Source organism: Bacillus sp. F56, from assembly GCF_001748205.1.
In the GTDB taxonomy this organism is placed as follows: domain Bacteria; phylum Bacillota; class Bacilli; order Bacillales; family Bacillaceae; genus Bacillus; species Bacillus stercoris.
Genome location: NZ_BDFC01000007.1, coordinates 57,030 through 70,555 on the forward strand (window position 1 = coordinate 57,030; position 13,526 = coordinate 70,555).

The 13,526-nt window shown below is 45.2% G+C and carries 16 protein-coding genes and 1 riboswitch; of the genes, 3 read left to right on the forward strand and 13 right to left on the reverse strand.

Annotation, left to right across the window (positions count from 1 at the left end):
* Window positions 1-19: 19 nt before the first annotated feature.
* The 7 genes from spoIIIAB to BFW96_RS11445 form a co-directional block, all read right to left on the reverse strand.
* On the reverse strand, window positions 20-535 hold the full coding sequence (gene spoIIIAB / locus BFW96_RS11415) for a stage III sporulation protein SpoIIIAB (RefSeq protein ID WP_069839476.1): 516 nt from the start codon (window positions 533-535) through the stop codon (window positions 20-22).
* Window positions 529-1,452: a stage III sporulation protein AA gene (gene spoIIIAA, locus BFW96_RS11420; RefSeq protein ID WP_069149854.1), complete on the reverse strand. Its 924-nt coding sequence runs from the start codon at window positions 1,450-1,452 to the stop codon at window positions 529-531. Before spoIIIAA ends, spoIIIAB begins: the two co-directional genes overlap by 7 nt.
* Window positions 1,453-1,527: 75 nt before the next feature.
* The gene (locus BFW96_RS11425) at window positions 1,528-1,809 is read right to left on the reverse strand and encodes a YqhV family protein (RefSeq protein ID WP_014664571.1); all 282 of its coding nucleotides are present in this window, start codon (window positions 1,807-1,809) and stop codon (window positions 1,528-1,530) included.
* A 146-nt stretch (window positions 1,810-1,955) separates the two neighbouring features.
* Window positions 1,956-2,513, reverse strand: a complete 558-nt coding sequence (gene efp, locus BFW96_RS11430) for an elongation factor P (protein ID WP_003226377.1) — start codon at window positions 2,511-2,513, stop codon at window positions 1,956-1,958.
* A gap of 24 nt (window positions 2,514-2,537) precedes the next feature.
* Complete coding sequence (gene papA / locus BFW96_RS11435; protein ID WP_014664572.1) at window positions 2,538-3,599, reverse strand: aminopeptidase PapA; 1,062 nt, start codon at window positions 3,597-3,599, stop codon at window positions 2,538-2,540.
* A 2-nt stretch (window positions 3,600-3,601) separates the two neighbouring features.
* Entirely contained in the window at window positions 3,602-4,042 is a 441-nt protein-coding gene (aroQ, locus tag BFW96_RS11440; protein WP_014664573.1) for a type II 3-dehydroquinate dehydratase, read from the reverse strand.
* Between the two features lie 86 nt (window positions 4,043-4,128).
* On the reverse strand, window positions 4,129-4,665 hold the full coding sequence (locus BFW96_RS11445; RefSeq protein ID WP_080478246.1) for a YqhR family membrane protein: 537 nt from the start codon (window positions 4,663-4,665) through the stop codon (window positions 4,129-4,131).
* Between the two features lie 225 nt (window positions 4,666-4,890).
* Between BFW96_RS11445 and BFW96_RS11450 the strand changes: the two genes are divergently transcribed.
* Both BFW96_RS11450 and BFW96_RS11455 read left to right on the forward strand, forming a co-directional pair.
* Window positions 4,891-5,847, forward strand: coding sequence for a DUF1385 domain-containing protein (locus tag BFW96_RS11450; protein WP_014664575.1), 957 nt, complete (start codon window positions 4,891-4,893; stop codon window positions 5,845-5,847).
* Between the two features lie 39 nt (window positions 5,848-5,886).
* Window positions 5,887-6,282: an SA1362 family protein gene (locus BFW96_RS11455; protein WP_014664576.1), complete on the forward strand. Its 396-nt coding sequence runs from the start codon at window positions 5,887-5,889 to the stop codon at window positions 6,280-6,282.
* On the opposite strand, the gene BFW96_RS11460 is transcribed toward BFW96_RS11455, so the two are convergent.
* From BFW96_RS11460 to lipM, 3 genes are all read right to left on the reverse strand, one after another.
* Complete coding sequence (locus tag BFW96_RS11460) at window positions 6,279-7,154, reverse strand: patatin-like phospholipase family protein (protein ID WP_014664577.1); 876 nt, start codon at window positions 7,152-7,154, stop codon at window positions 6,279-6,281. The two genes, BFW96_RS11455 and BFW96_RS11460, sit on opposite strands and share 4 nt — an antisense overlap.
* A 125-nt stretch (window positions 7,155-7,279) precedes the next feature.
* Window positions 7,280-7,708, reverse strand: coding sequence for a transcriptional regulator MntR (gene mntR / locus BFW96_RS11465; RefSeq protein WP_014664578.1), 429 nt, complete (start codon window positions 7,706-7,708; stop codon window positions 7,280-7,282).
* Window positions 7,709-7,807: 99 nt separating this feature from the next.
* Window positions 7,808-8,644 carry an octanoyltransferase LipM gene (gene lipM, locus BFW96_RS11470; RefSeq protein ID WP_014664579.1) on the reverse strand — a complete coding sequence of 279 codons (837 nt, stop codon included), beginning with the start codon at window positions 8,642-8,644 and terminating at the stop codon, window positions 7,808-7,810.
* Window positions 8,645-8,834: 190 nt separating this feature from the next.
* Here lipM and BFW96_RS11475 point away from each other — a divergent pair, with 190 nt between their 5' ends.
* Entirely contained in the window at window positions 8,835-9,215 is a 381-nt protein-coding gene (locus BFW96_RS11475) for a rhodanese-like domain-containing protein (RefSeq protein WP_014664580.1), read from the forward strand.
* Between the two features lie 35 nt (window positions 9,216-9,250).
* On the opposite strand, the gene gcvPB is transcribed toward BFW96_RS11475, so the two are convergent.
* The 3 genes from gcvPB to gcvT are packed head-to-tail and all read right to left on the reverse strand — an operon-like array spanning window position 9,251 to window position 13,173.
* Window positions 9,251-10,717 (reverse strand): aminomethyl-transferring glycine dehydrogenase subunit GcvPB, encoded by a 1,467-nt coding sequence (gcvPB, locus tag BFW96_RS11480; RefSeq protein ID WP_069839477.1) that lies wholly within the window; start codon window positions 10,715-10,717, stop codon window positions 9,251-9,253.
* Complete coding sequence (gcvPA, locus tag BFW96_RS11485; protein WP_069839478.1) at window positions 10,710-12,056, reverse strand: aminomethyl-transferring glycine dehydrogenase subunit GcvPA; 1,347 nt, start codon at window positions 12,054-12,056, stop codon at window positions 10,710-10,712. The genes gcvPB and gcvPA overlap by 8 nt, the downstream gene beginning before the upstream one ends.
* Window positions 12,057-12,084: 28 nt before the next feature.
* Window positions 12,085-13,173: a glycine cleavage system aminomethyltransferase GcvT gene (gcvT, locus tag BFW96_RS11490; protein WP_069149859.1), complete on the reverse strand. Its 1,089-nt coding sequence runs from the start codon at window positions 13,171-13,173 to the stop codon at window positions 12,085-12,087.
* A 171-nt stretch (window positions 13,174-13,344) separates the two neighbouring features.
* Window positions 13,345-13,446, reverse strand: a riboswitch (glycine riboswitch).
* Window positions 13,447-13,526: the final 80 nt, after the last annotated feature.

Consider the following 13,526-nt stretch of genomic DNA (forward strand, 5'->3'; position numbering starts at 1 on the left):
ATTTTTGCTCCCCTCATGTTTACATCAATAGAAGAATGAGTAACAAGCCCGCTAAAAAGCCCAAACTTTTTATCATCTTTTCGTTTTTCGCTTGCGCCTGCTCAGCATCCGCTTCTGAGGTTTCCAAATGTGTCAGCGCCAGCTTGATGTGCTTTTGCTGTGAGATTCGATCATGAATCCCGAGCGTCTCGCCAAACTGCTTTAGCACCTCGTATTCGCTTTTTTTCAAAGACATGGTGTCCCATACCTTTTTTAAGCTTTGCTCCCACGCCGTTTTCGCGGAATCGCTTCCCTTTTCCAGCTGATCACTGAATGCGGAAAAAAGAGCTGAAACAGGCTGTGCGAGCTGCTTGGCAATCTGCTGTGAAGCGATATGAAGCGGTGTATGGCCGTACATGATTTCAGCCTCGAGGGATTGAAGCGCCGCACGCAGCTGACGGATTTGCCGCGGCCGTTCTGTATAAATCTTCGCCATCTCAAAACCTGTCCATGTTGTCGCTACCACAATGAATACTGCGCCCAGCAGCTTCAGCATGTTTTCACGCCCGGTGTCCTAGACAGCACATGTCCGTCTTTGTCATAAATACGACTCACTGTGCCCGGCCCTTTTGCTCTTGATAATTCCAAATAGCGGTCAAAGGCTCTTTCTTCCCACAATCGCTTCAATGAAGGCCGCTTCATGAGATCGGATATGCTCCAGCCATGCGCCGATACGATTACTGAAACACCTGCATGCAACGCCTCCAGAAGCGCATCTGTATCTTCCATACGCCCGATTTCATCGACAATCATCACCTCAGGACTCATAGATCGAATCATCATCATCAGCCCCTCAGCCTTCGGACAGGCGTCTAATACGTCAATTCTCTGTCCAAATTGATGTTGCGGAATGCCGCGAAGACATCCGGCAATTTCTGACCGTTCATCGACGATTCCTGTCTTTACGGGCAGCATGCGGTTTTTACCGGTGCTCGAGAGCCTCGCAAGGTCCCGAAGAAGTGTTGTTTTGCCGGTTTGGGGCGGCCCGATAATCAGCGTATTCAGCCAGCTGGTTTGATATAAGTATGGAAGCAGCGGCTCCGCAATCCCCAGCTTTTGCCTGGCAATTCGTATATTAAAAGATGCGATGTCACGGAGTCCTTTCACACCCCCGTTTTCCGTAATGACTCTGCCTGCCAGTCCGACTCTGTGGCCGCCTCTGATCGTGACATACCCTTTCTTCAGCTCTTCTTCAAGAGTATACATGCTATAGTTGCTGAGCCGGCTCAGGATCAGATGGGCATCCTCGGCCGTACCCGCATACGATAAAAAAACAGGTTGTCCTTTTCGAATCAATTCAATGGGGCGGTTGACCCGAATTCTGACTTCTTCGATTTCCAGCCATTGTTGTTCCGGTATTTCAGAAAGGGCGTTTTTCATGGATTCAGGGAGAACCTCAGCGATTTCATTCAACAGAGCCTCCTCCTTTCTACCGATTGGCTTCTTTAAAATGTATGATGTGAGGCAGACTTTATGACAAGCCTCTTCTTATTTATGAACACCCGCCAAAATCAAAACAACACCCGTAAAAATCAGAATCAGCTTTGCATACGAAAGCTGCCCGGCAATTTGGTAGATTCCGACTGTCATCGTAATGATAAAAATCAACGGCCCTACAATAGCAAGAATGCTGTTAACCACAACCGCCTTCCGGACATCGTTTGTCACAAGCATGATAATGGCTGCAGTCAGCTCAATCATAGAGGATAAAACTCGTAATCCCGCCATTGTTAAAACAGTAGAATTGATATTTCCAAGAAAAAATTTCATAGCACTCTCCCAACCTCCTGTTTTTTTATATGATATGCTCTAGCTTGCTGAAGTAGTCTTGTCATTTTCGTATAAAAGAAAGATTCTGTTTTTGGGCACAAAAAAAAGCCTGCTCCCAATTTGGGAACAGACTTCTTTTTTTCTTTCTATGCTCTTGAAACGTAAGAACCGTCTGATGTATTGACAACAAGTGTGTCGCCTTCATTCACAAAGAACGGCACGTTTACAACAAGCCCGGTTTCAGTTTTCGCAGGTTTTGTACCGCCTGATGCTGTATCACCTTTAATACCAGGTTCAGTTTCAACAACTTTCAGCTCAACTGTGTTTGGAAGTTCGATACCAAGTGTTTCATCCTGGTACATCATGATATGCACAGACATGTTTTCAAGCAGGTATTTTAATTCTTCTTCGATTTGAGTTGCGCTCAGTTCAAGCTGCTCATAAGAAGAAGTATCCATAAATACGTGCTGATCTCCGTTTGCATATAGATATTGCATTGTTTTTGTTTCGATTTGCGCTTTCGCTACTTTTTCACCAGCGCGGAAGGTTTTTTCCTGAATGGCGCCAGTGCGAAGGTTGCGAAGTTTAGAGCGGACAAAGGCCGCACCTTTTCCAGGTTTTACGTGCTGGAAGTCAACGACGCGCCAAATGCCGCCATCTACTTCGATTGTTAATCCTGTACGGAAATCGTTAACTGAAATCATGTTTAATGTCCTCCTATATTACAATCACAAAATAATAAGTTCTTTTGGGGAATGGGTGATTGTCCGGTTGCCGTTTTCTGTAATCACGATGTCATCTTCAATACGGACACCGCCTGTTTCTGGTATGTAAATGCCCGGCTCCACTGTGACCACCATGCCCGGTTCAAGGATAGCTGAAGATCTGACGGATAATCCCGGCGATTCATGAACTTCCATGCCGAGCCCGTGCCCGGTTGAATGACCGAAATATTCACCGTAGCCTTTTGCCGCAATGTGATCCCTTGTGAGGGCGTCAGCCTCTTTTCCTGTCATTCCCGGCTTAATATGTGCGACGCCGAGCGCCTGAGCATCAAATACAACCTGATAGATCTCCTTCAATTGATCACTGGGCTGACCAACAGCGACCGTACGGGTAATATCAGAACAATATCCTTTATAATAAGCGCCAAAATCAAGCGTAACAAGGTCTCCGCTTTCAATCAGTTTGTCACTGGCCACACCGTGAGGAAGGCTTGACCGAAGGCCCGAGGCGACAATCATATCAAAAGAAGAGCTGTCAGCTCCCTGGCTTCTCATATAAAATTCCAGCTCATTGGCAACAGCGATTTCAGAAATGCCGGGTTTCATAAACGTCAAGATATGTTTGAAGGCATCATCTGCAATCTTCGCAGCTTCCTCTAATATCTTAATCTCTTCACTAGACTTAATCAAGCGCAACTTTTCCACGGATTCAGCCACAGGCACTAATTCGGCCTCACTGATAACGGCGCTGTATGAAGCGTAAGTGCCATATGTCATGCTGTTCTGTTCAAAGCCGAGACGCTTGATGCCGAACGATTCCACAGTGTCGGCAGTGGTCTGAATCAGGCTGCCGCCATGTTCAATGATCTCAAAACCTTTTACCTGAACCTTTGCCTGCTCTGTATAACGAAAATCCGTAATAAACGCTGCTTTGTCACCCGATATAACAGCCAAACCCGCAGAACCTGTAAACCCTGTCATATAGCGTACATTCGTGCTGCTTGTAATCAGCATGCCGTCAATTCCCAGCTGTTCAAAAAGGTTTCTTAATTTCTCTAGCTTCATCCTTATTCTCCCCCTTGCTGGCTTAATAAGTAGCGAACAGCAAGCTTGTAGCCTTCAGCTCCAAGACCGACAATCTGCCCTTTCGCAACCGGAGCGATAACCGACTGATGCCTGAATTCTTCCCTGGCGTATAAGTTTGATAAATGCACCTCAACCACAGGAAGACTGATGCTTGAAACAGCATCCCTGATCGCATAGCTGTAATGGCTCAGGGCGCCGGGGTTCAGAACAATCCCGCTGTATTGCTCCTCAGCCTCATGTATCGCATCGATCAAATCACCTTCGTGATTAGACTGGAAGAAAGTGAGCTGGATATGTAAGGCTTCAGCAAATTGAAATAAATCTGTTTCAATATCGGTCAGCGTCTGGCGGCCGAATACTTCAGGCTCACGCTTCCCAAGCCGATTGACATTCGGTCCGTTCAAAATCAAAAAATGAGGCACATAATCTCTCCTTTTCGCGAGGGTTTCTCATGCAAAAAATGTTCACTTCTCGTGAACATTTTATCATACTGGAAAAGGTTTATACACTATTCTCTATGCATTCCCAGCGCACGTGCCAGCTTTTCCGAATTCAGCTCATTGTATTCAAATGAAATGGAATACCCGACAAACAGCCCGTAAAGCAAATAAATGCAAATCGTCGTAATAATGGTATCTGATGTCAGTTCGGTCACCGTGCGCACATCTGGAAAAATCGGATTAAAAACAAAAAACACGAGCAGCCAAAGCACCAAGCCGTATAAAATACCCGGCCACATTGTTTTTAAACGTTTCAATAGAAGAAAATAAAGAAACGCTGCGCCAATTGAAATCACTCCAATCAAAATGATGCTGATCACCGTTCCTAGTCCATGTTTTTTCCACTCTCCGAGCACAAACGGCTGCAAAATCATATTCGGGCTGATTTCAGAAAAATGAAACAAATATGCGATATAAGCAACGAAACTCCATAATACGCCTCCGCAAAAACCTGTTGCTGCCACCCTGCCGGCCATCGAAACAGGCGGCCCTTGCTTCTCATTCAATTCTTCATTTTGTTCTGTATCTTTTTCGCTTGTCATCATGGCACCTCCAGTTAAAGTGTGCCCAAAAAATGAAATGTCAATAAAAAAGCTCACACTTTTTGACAGCTGCGAGTAAAATTTGAAAATAACGGGTATAATGCATGTAGAAAAAGCAAGGCTATGGCAATTTTTCAGCCTGTCAATCTAGAGGTTTAGCGCTGTTTCCTGTACAATAGAGTGAAAGGAAATGGTTAGCAATCCTAAAGAAATAGGCAGGTTGATAATATGTCAAAACATAAAATTCCGCCCGCTTACGGCGGGCAGGCTGTTGTGGAAGGCGTTATGTTTGGCGGAAAGCACCATTACGTTACAGCCATCAGAAGAACGGATGGAAGCATGAACTTTTTTAAGCTTCCCCGCAAACACAACCCGAAACTGAACATCGTAAAAAAGATACCGTTTTTACGGGGGATCGCGGCCATTATCGAAGCGAGTGCAAACGGCACAAAGCATTTGAATTTTTCAAGCGAACGTTACGGGCTCGATCCATCTGAAGACGAGACACTTGAGCAGGAAGAAAAAAAATCGTCTGGACTGTCTATGTATCTCAGCCTCGCGGTTATCGGCGTCCTTTCATTTTTGTTCAGTAAATTCGTATTTACATTGGTTCCGGTTTTCTTAGCTGAACTGACAAGGCCGATTTTTTCATCGGACATAGCTCAAATCGCGGTTGAAAGCCTGTTTAAGTTGATTTTGCTGCTCGGTTACATCTATTTTTTGTCCATGACACCGCTCATTAAAAGAGTGTTTCAATATCATGGAGCCGAACATAAAGTCATAAACTGTTACGAACAGAATTTGCCAATTACTGTGGAGAATGTCCAAAACCAATCTCGGCTTCATTACCGCTGCGGATCAAGCTTTATTTTATTTACGATTATTGTCGGCATGTTTGTTTATTTACTCGTTCCGACAGATCCGCTTTGGCTGCGTGTGATAGATCGTGTCGCACTGATACCGGTCGTACTTGGTATATCCTTTGAAGTTCTGCAGCTGACAAACAAAGTGCGTGATATTCGCGGTCTGAAATTACTAGGGTACCCGGGACTTTGGCTTCAGCTGTTAACTACAAAGGAACCTAAGGATGACCAGGTTGAAGTTGCCATTGAAAGCTTTAACGAACTTCTCAGACTCGAAGAATTGTCTGAGCAAAATCAGAAGCCTTCTCACAACGTCATCTAAAATCCGTTGCCCTGCTACTACTTTCGGAGGTGGACAGTTATGAATCATCGTGTACAACCTATTGTTGCTGTATTAATTGCGCTGGGAGCGTTCGGTTTCCTCTATGTGCTGGTAACCAATCCCGGGGAAATGGCAAAAATGGCGGTTACCGTCATCGTGGCAGGTATCATTATTTATTTTATTGTGAAATATGTAATGAATCGAAATGCGGGCAGCGAAGGAGCAGCCTTTAAAAAAGCGGCGAAACAATCGCGGCGCCGGATGAAAGAACAAAAAGCAAAACACCGCGCCGGACATAAGGGACGTGTCAGCCACCTGCGAAGCGTTCCGAGCGCCAGCAAGCCTAAGCCGATGATTCTCAAGAAAAAAAGCCAGACTCAGCTGACTGTTATAGAAGGGAAAAAAAATAAAAAGAAAAACAGAGCGCTTTTTTAATAGGTCCACTGCTTTAAAAACAGCTCTGTCCGTCTTTTACCTAGCTCAATCAGGGCTAGTTTTTTTTGTTGCGTTAAATGAAAATCAGTCGCCATTACGTCATCAACAGGGAGAAAAATAATATTTTGTTCATAGCGTGATGCTATGTGTCTTGCGTCATGGGCATCCTTCATCGTTTCAAACAGGGCGCCGAACAGTTCGAAAGCGTTGCGGATATTTTTCTTCGGACGTTCCCTTTCACGCGGCGCAAGCGTCACACCGATCACAGGCCGCTTTCTTTCCTTTGAAAACAGCCAGATGGGGAAATTGCTTAACACACCACCGTCAACAACCGTGGCGGTGCCTGTGTCCGTTTTTAATTTTATCGGTTCAAAAAAATACGGAATGCTGCAGCTCATTCTGACCGCTCTGGCAACCGGGAACATATCGGGATTTAACCCGTAACGGGGCAAATCGTCCGGCAAAACAATCATGGTGCCGTTTGTCAGATCAGAAGCAATAAGGCGCAGAGACCCTTTCTGCAAATCGCCGAAAACCCTTATGCCTTTCGCTCTTAACAGATCAGCAATCCATTTTTCTATCGTATCGCCTTTGTATAATCCTAGACGCCAATATATGGACACCCACTGGAGCATTTTTAAGGGGAGAAAAGAGTACCTCTGATCCAGCAATTTCTCTCCGTCCACTTCTTCAATTAAAGCGTGGATTTCCTTACTGGTGTAACCTGACGCAATGAAAGCGGCAATAATGGCGCCCGCGCTTGTTCCCGCAACCCTTTTAAAACGGAAGCCTTTTTCCTCAAGCGCTTCATAAGCACCTGCAAGCGCAATGCCTTTTACTCCTCCGCCGGAAAACACACCGTCAATATACATCTCATTCCCTCCCCCTCCATCTGATCGTTTATTACCATTTTAAGAAAACACGCGAAGAAATAGACCAACGAATGACGGGCGGCGCCACCGCATCAAAAAAGACGGCCTCCTTTGAGACCGCCTTTTTACTGATTATGATGTTCTGTTTTCTTTTGGATTGATTTCAGATCTTTTTTACGGGTATCATCTTCTTCAAAATATTGAACAAGATCCCCGATGCGATCAATGCTGTTCCAGCTTAAATGATGTTCGATTCCTTCGACATCGTTATATATTTTCTCTTCATCAACACCAATGATTCTTAAAAACTGCTCAAGCAATTCATGTCTGTAAACCAGCCGTTTGCCTATTTTTTTCCCTTTAGACGTTAACACGAGACCGCGATATTTTTCATAAATTAAATATTCGTCTTTATCTAGTTTTTGAACCATTTTTGTTACAGAGGAGGGATGGACTGCCAATGCTTCCGCGATATCGGAAACTCGTGCATATCCTTTTTCTTCAATCAGCATATAAATCTGTTCAATATAATCTTCCATACTTGGTGTTGTCATCGAAACCCTCCCAAAAAGCACCTTAACTTTATAAACCATTACAAGTTTACACTAATGAACTTGAAAAAACAAGGATGCTCCGCGGGTCAAAAGCCCTGTTTACCGCTTATAATTCCATTCATCTGAAGCATACTTTGTTTCAGCCAAGTGATGAACGAAATCAAGCTCTTCCTGAGAAAGTTCGTACGGCTCCAGATGAATGTTAAGACCTGTTTCAAATCCTTCTTTAAAGGCTTTACGAGCCTCATCCATCGTCACCCGTTTTTCGGTGAGTTCATTAATGGCAACCGCTTTATTTTTGAAATTGCGCTGCATCCGCTCTCTTACTCTTTCACTTGGATATAAGAACAGATCGAACAGCTTGTCCTCATCTAAATCAAGAAGAATGGAGCCATGCTGAAGAATCACGCCTTTTTGTCTCGTTTGTGCGCTTCCCGCCACCTTGCGACCCTCAACCACTAGCTCATACCACGAGGGCGCGTCAAAACAAACGGATGACCGCGGATTTTTTAAGCTTTCTTTTTCTTTTTCGGTTCTCGGGATGGCAAAGTAGGCGTCCAGACCGAGATTTCTAAAGCCTTGAAGTATGCCTTCTGAAATAACCCGGTATGCCTCAGTAACAGTCGCCGGCATTTCGGGGTGCTCTTCCGAAACAATCACGCTGTATGTCAATTCCTGATCGTGCAGAACGCCTCTCCCTCCGGTCGGGCGTCTGACGAATCCGAGATTATACTTATGTACTGCTTCAAAATTGATTTCCTTTTTAATATTTTGAAAATACCCTACAGAAAGCGTCGCCGGATTCCAGCCATAAAAACGGATAACCGGGGGAATTTTCTTCTCGCTGTGCCAATATAAAAGCGCTTCATCAAGCGCCATATTGAATGCAGGACTTGCATTGCCTGAGTCTATAAACCGCCAAGTTTCTTTTTGCATTTTAAGACCTTCCTTACCGTTTTAATAGAATCAGTTTATCAAACTGCCGGGAAAATGAAAAATATTTTAGTTCCATTATAGATGACAATCACGCTGTGCTTTACTATAATAGTATTTGTCGAAAACGGCTCTATGACCTTGTTTTATGAAGCAGGGTTTTGATTTTATATGCTAAAGGAGTAGAATCACATTGTCTAATATGATCGTTTTGATTATTTTTGCTGCATTTATTGTCTATATGATTGCTTCATATGTTTATCAGCAGCGTATTATGAAAACACTTACCGAAGAAGAATTCCGCGCGGGTTACCGCAAAGCGCAGCTTATTGACGTTCGTGAACCGAATGAGTTTGAGGGCGGACATATTTTAGGCGCCCGCAACATCCCGCTGTCCCAGCTGAAACAGAGAAAAAATGAAATCCGTCCGGACAAGCCTGTTTACCTATACTGCCAAAACAGTGTCCGCAGCGGACGCGCGGCACAAACCCTGCGCAAAAACGGCTGCACTGAGATTTATAACCTAAAAGGCGGCTTTAAAAAATGGGGCGGAAAGATTAAAGCGAAGAAATAAAGCAAAACAGCTGTCTGGCAGACAGCTGTTTTTATTTATTTCTCTTCCACCTCGTATCTGAGCACCGGGTGTCTCGCCGCTTTTGTTTCATCCATTCGTTTTACAATCGTTGTATGCGGCGCCTCCTGAACAAGCTCCGGATTCTCCTCCGCTTCTTTTGCGATTTGAATCATAGCATCAATAAACGCATCCAGTGTTTCCTTTGATTCTGTCTCTGTCGGCTCAATCATGATGCATTCTTCAACATTAAGCGGAAAATAAATTGTCGGCGGATGATAGCCGAAATCAAGCAGCCGTTTTGCAATATCAAGCGTACGCACTCCCAGATTTTTCTGCCGCTTCCCTGACAATACAAATTCATGCTTGCAATGGCGGTCAAACGGAAGATCGTAATAAGGCGCGAGCTTTCTCATCATATAGTTGGCGTTTAACACTGCGTTCTCAGTAACAGCTTGTAACCCGTCAGGCCCCATGGAACGGATGTACGTATACGCTCTGACATTAATGCCAAAGTTGCCGTAATACGGCTTCACGCGGCCGATCGCATGAGGGCGGTCATAATCAAACGTAAAGCGCCCTTCTTTTTTGACTAAAACGGGTTTTGGCAAATACGGAATCAGATCTTGTTTTACGCCGACAGGGCCTGAGCCGGGGCCTCCGCCGCCATGAGGGCCTGTGAATGTTTTATGCAGGTTGAGGTGCACCACGTCAAATCCCATATCCCCAGGTCTCGCTTTGCTTAAAACGGCATTTAAATTAGCGCCGTCATAGTACAATTTCCCTCCCGCTTCGTGAACAATCTCCGCCATCTCTGTAATCTGTTCCTCAAACAAGCCGAGCGTGTTCGGATTCGTCAGCATAAGAGCTGCAGTTTCTTCATTCACTGCTCTTTTTAAATCCTCTAAATCAACAAGCCCATTTTCATTCGATTTCACCGTAACGGTTTCAAAGCCTGCTACTGTCGCTGATGCAGGATTCGTCCCGTGCGCGGAATCAGGGACAATGACCTTCGTCCGCTTGAAATCCCCGCGCGCTTCATGATAGGCGCGGATCATCATCAGCCCCGTCCATTCACCGTGCGCTCCGGCAGCAGGCTGAAGCGTTACTTCATCCATTCCCGTTATTTCTTCAAGGTGCTTGCTTAAATCATATAAAAGCTCTAACGCGCCTTGTACCGTGCTTTCATCCTGAAGGGGGTGAATCGCAGCAAAACCGGGAATACGCGCGATTTTCTCATTGATTTTCGGATTATATTTCATCGTGCAAGAACCGAGCGGGTAAAAGCCGGAATCCACCCCGTGATTGCGTTTGGAGAGCGCCGTATAATGGCGCATGATATCCAGCTCTGAAACCTCCGGCAGCGCTGCGTCTTCGTCCCGAATATAGGTGTCTGACAAGAGGCCCTCCAATTCGATTTCCGGTACATCGAGCTCCGGCAGACTGTAGCCGATACGGCCTTCTCTGGAAAGCTCAAAAATAAGTGCCTGATCCTGATTACTCATGGCGATCCCCCAATTCCTGAATAAGTGCGTCAATTTCTTCTTTTGTTCTCAGCTCCGTTACAGCAACCAGCATATGACAGTTTAGCTCCGGGTACGTCAGCCCCAGATCATATCCGCCAATCATTCCTTTTGCCAGCAAACGCTGGTTCACAGCTCTCACTGGTTCCTTCAGTTTGATGACAAATTCATTAAACATCGGCCCGTCAAACATAACGGTAAGGCCTGCTTTTTTTGCTTCTTGCTTTGCATAGTTGGCTTTTAAGAGATTTTGGCGGGCTATTTCTTTTACACCGTTTTTTCCGAGAGCAGTCATGGCCACTGATGCCGCCAGCGCATTTAACGCTTGGTTCGAGCAAATATTTGATGTTGCTTTATCCCGGCGAATATGCTGCTCCCTGGCTTGCAATGTAAGCACAAAGCCTCTTTTCCCGTTTTCGTCTTCCGTTTGCCCGACGAGGCGGCCCGGCACCTTTCTCATCAATTTTTTCGTAACGGCAAAAAAGCCGCAGTGCGGGCCGCCGTATGCTGAAGGAATGCCGAAAGGCTGCGCATCACCGACGACGATATCAGAGTGAAACTTGCCAGGTGGCGTGAGGAGGCCCAGCGCAAGCGGGTTGGCTGATACAATAAACATGGATTTCCCTTGATGAGCAATAGGCTCAATATCCTTTAACGGCTCGATCCGGCCAAAAAAATTCGGGTATTGAACGATCACTGCGGCTGTGTCCTCGCAAACGGTTTGGCGCAAAGCATCAAGATCTGTAACGCCATCTGCAGCAGGTACTTCAACAACTTCGATATACTGACCTTTCGCGTACGTTTTCAGCACTTCCCTCGATTCAGGATGCACGGTTTTTGATACAACGATTTTTTTCTTTTTCGTGTGGCCTGATGCAAGCATTGCTGCTTCTGCCAAAGCTGTTCCGCCATCATACATAGAGGAGTTGGCGATATCCATTCCTGTCAGCTCACAGATCATCGTTTGGAATTCAAAAATCGCCTGAAGCTCTCCTTGTGAAATCTCTGGCTGATAAGGCGTATATGCGGTATAAAACTCAGAGCGCGAAATGACATGATCCACAATGACAGGCTGATAGTGGTCATATACACCCGCTCCCAAGAAAGAAGCGTATTGTACGGTATCACGATTTTTAGAGGCCAGCTTTGTCAGTTCTCTTGTTAATTCCGTTTCTGATTTCGCTTTTTTGATTTGATACTCTTTTTTATATTTGACGTTCTCCGGTATATCAGCAAATAAATCATCGACGCTGCTTACGCCGATCGCGGCAAGCATTTCCTGTTTATCCTTTTCTGTTGCGGGCAAATAACGGTGCTTCATGTGTTGACTCCTCTCTCCAAGAAAAATATTAGCGTTTATAAAATGGTGTTTTGACAACCTTTGCTTTCACTAATTTTTTGCGAATCTCTACATCTACAACAGTCCCGATATTACTCGCTTCCGAAGCAATTAAGGCAAGGCCGACGTTTTTCCCTAATGTGGGTGACTGCGTGCCGGTTGTCACCTTTCCTACGGATTTGCCATTATGAAAAACTTCATATCCGTGCCGCGGTATCCCTTTGTCAATCATTTCGAGACCGACAAGTTTACGCTTCGCTCCGTTTTCTTTTTGTTCACTCAATACTGATTTCCCGAAAAAGTCAGACTCCTTTTTGTGCTTTACGGCAAAGCCTATACCTGCTTCAATCGGTGTAATATCCCGGGTCAGCTCCTGACCATACAGCGGGAGCTTCGCTTCAAATCGAAGCGTATCACGTGCTCCGAGACCACATGGAATCAGTCCATATGCATCCCCTGCATCAATGATTTTTTTCCAAATATGAACAGCATCATCACTGCGGCAGTAAATTTCATACCCGTCTTCACCCGTATAGCCAGTTCGGGAAATAAGCGCTTTGCAGCCGCTGATATCGGCTTCATCCATAAACGCAAACGGCTTTAAGGCAGACACATCTGCAGCTGTCAGATTTTTTAAGATTGCTTCTGCTTTCGGCCCCTGTACAGCCAAGAGCGCGATTTGATCTGACTGATTGTCAATCTGCACATCACCTGCTGCATGTTCTTTCATCCAAGCCAAGTCTTTATCTATATTAGAAGCATTAATGACAAGCAGATAGCGGTTTTCTCCTTTTTGATAGATAAGCAAATCATCGACGGTTCCGCCATCCGGATAACACATCGCCGTATATTGAGCACGTCCCGGTGTTAACGCGGAAACATCATTTGTCATCAGCCTTTGCAAAAAAGACAGACTGTCGTTTCCTGATACTTCGATTTCTCCCATATGGGATACATCAAACAAACCAGCTGCAGTTCGGACAGCCTCGTGTTCTTTTTTTATAGAAGAAAATTGGACAGGCAGCTCCCAGCCACCGAAATCAATCGTTTTTCCTCCATATTCCTTATACAGGTCAAATAACGGCGTTCTTTTCAGCATCTAATTCCTCCCCTTTTTCAACGGCGCAGCTAAAAAACATACAAAAAAGGACAGAGAAACACCTCATGTAAAATGAAGGTTCTCTGTCCTGGCACCTGAAAGTTTACTTTGCATACGCAAAGACGTCCCCTTTGGTGGTTTGCGCATCCGCGCAAACACTCTCCAGAGTTGCGTCGAGCAAGAGTTCTTTTGCCTGAGAGATTCACTCCGCAGTTTGCTCCTTCGGCGCCTGTATCCCGAGGTTTTCGGTCAGGTCTCTCCCCTTGCTGTCATTCGCTCATATTTTTATGCTGTTGTGGACATACTATAGCAATATCTTACATCCAAATACATACTCATATCCTACCATCATC

Excerpts from the sequence above, each read along its gene's own strand:
- spoIIIAB (WP_069839476.1), bottom strand. The coding sequence starts at position 535 with ATGCTGAAGCTGCTGGGCGCAGTATTCATTGTGGTAGCGACAACATGG.
- BFW96_RS11425 (WP_014664571.1), bottom strand. The coding sequence starts at position 1,809 with ATGAAATTTTTTCTTGGAAATATCAATTCTACTGTTTTAACAATGGCG.
- efp (WP_003226377.1), bottom strand. The coding sequence starts at position 2,513 with ATGATTTCAGTTAACGATTTCCGTACAGGATTAACAATCGAAGTAGAT.
- papA (WP_014664572.1), bottom strand. The coding sequence starts at position 3,599 with ATGAAGCTAGAGAAATTAAGAAACCTTTTTGAACAGCTGGGAATTGAC.
- BFW96_RS11445 (WP_080478246.1), bottom strand. The coding sequence starts at position 4,665 with ATGATGACAAGCGAAAAAGATACAGAACAAAATGAAGAATTGAATGAG.
- BFW96_RS11450 (WP_014664575.1), top strand. The coding sequence starts at position 4,891 with ATGTCAAAACATAAAATTCCGCCCGCTTACGGCGGGCAGGCTGTTGTG.
- BFW96_RS11455 (WP_014664576.1), top strand. The coding sequence starts at position 5,887 with ATGAATCATCGTGTACAACCTATTGTTGCTGTATTAATTGCGCTGGGA.
- BFW96_RS11460 (WP_014664577.1), bottom strand. The coding sequence starts at position 7,154 with ATGTATATTGACGGTGTGTTTTCCGGCGGAGGAGTAAAAGGCATTGCG.
- mntR (WP_014664578.1), bottom strand. The coding sequence starts at position 7,708 with ATGACAACACCAAGTATGGAAGATTATATTGAACAGATTTATATGCTG.
- lipM (WP_014664579.1), bottom strand. The coding sequence starts at position 8,644 with ATGCAAAAAGAAACTTGGCGGTTTATAGACTCAGGCAATGCAAGTCCT.
- gcvPB (WP_069839477.1), bottom strand. The coding sequence starts at position 10,717 with ATGAGTAATCAGGATCAGGCACTTATTTTTGAGCTTTCCAGAGAAGGC.
- gcvPA (WP_069839478.1), bottom strand. The coding sequence starts at position 12,056 with ATGAAGCACCGTTATTTGCCCGCAACAGAAAAGGATAAACAGGAAATG.
- gcvT (WP_069149859.1), bottom strand. The coding sequence starts at position 13,173 with ATGCTGAAAAGAACGCCGTTATTTGACCTGTATAAGGAATATGGAGGA.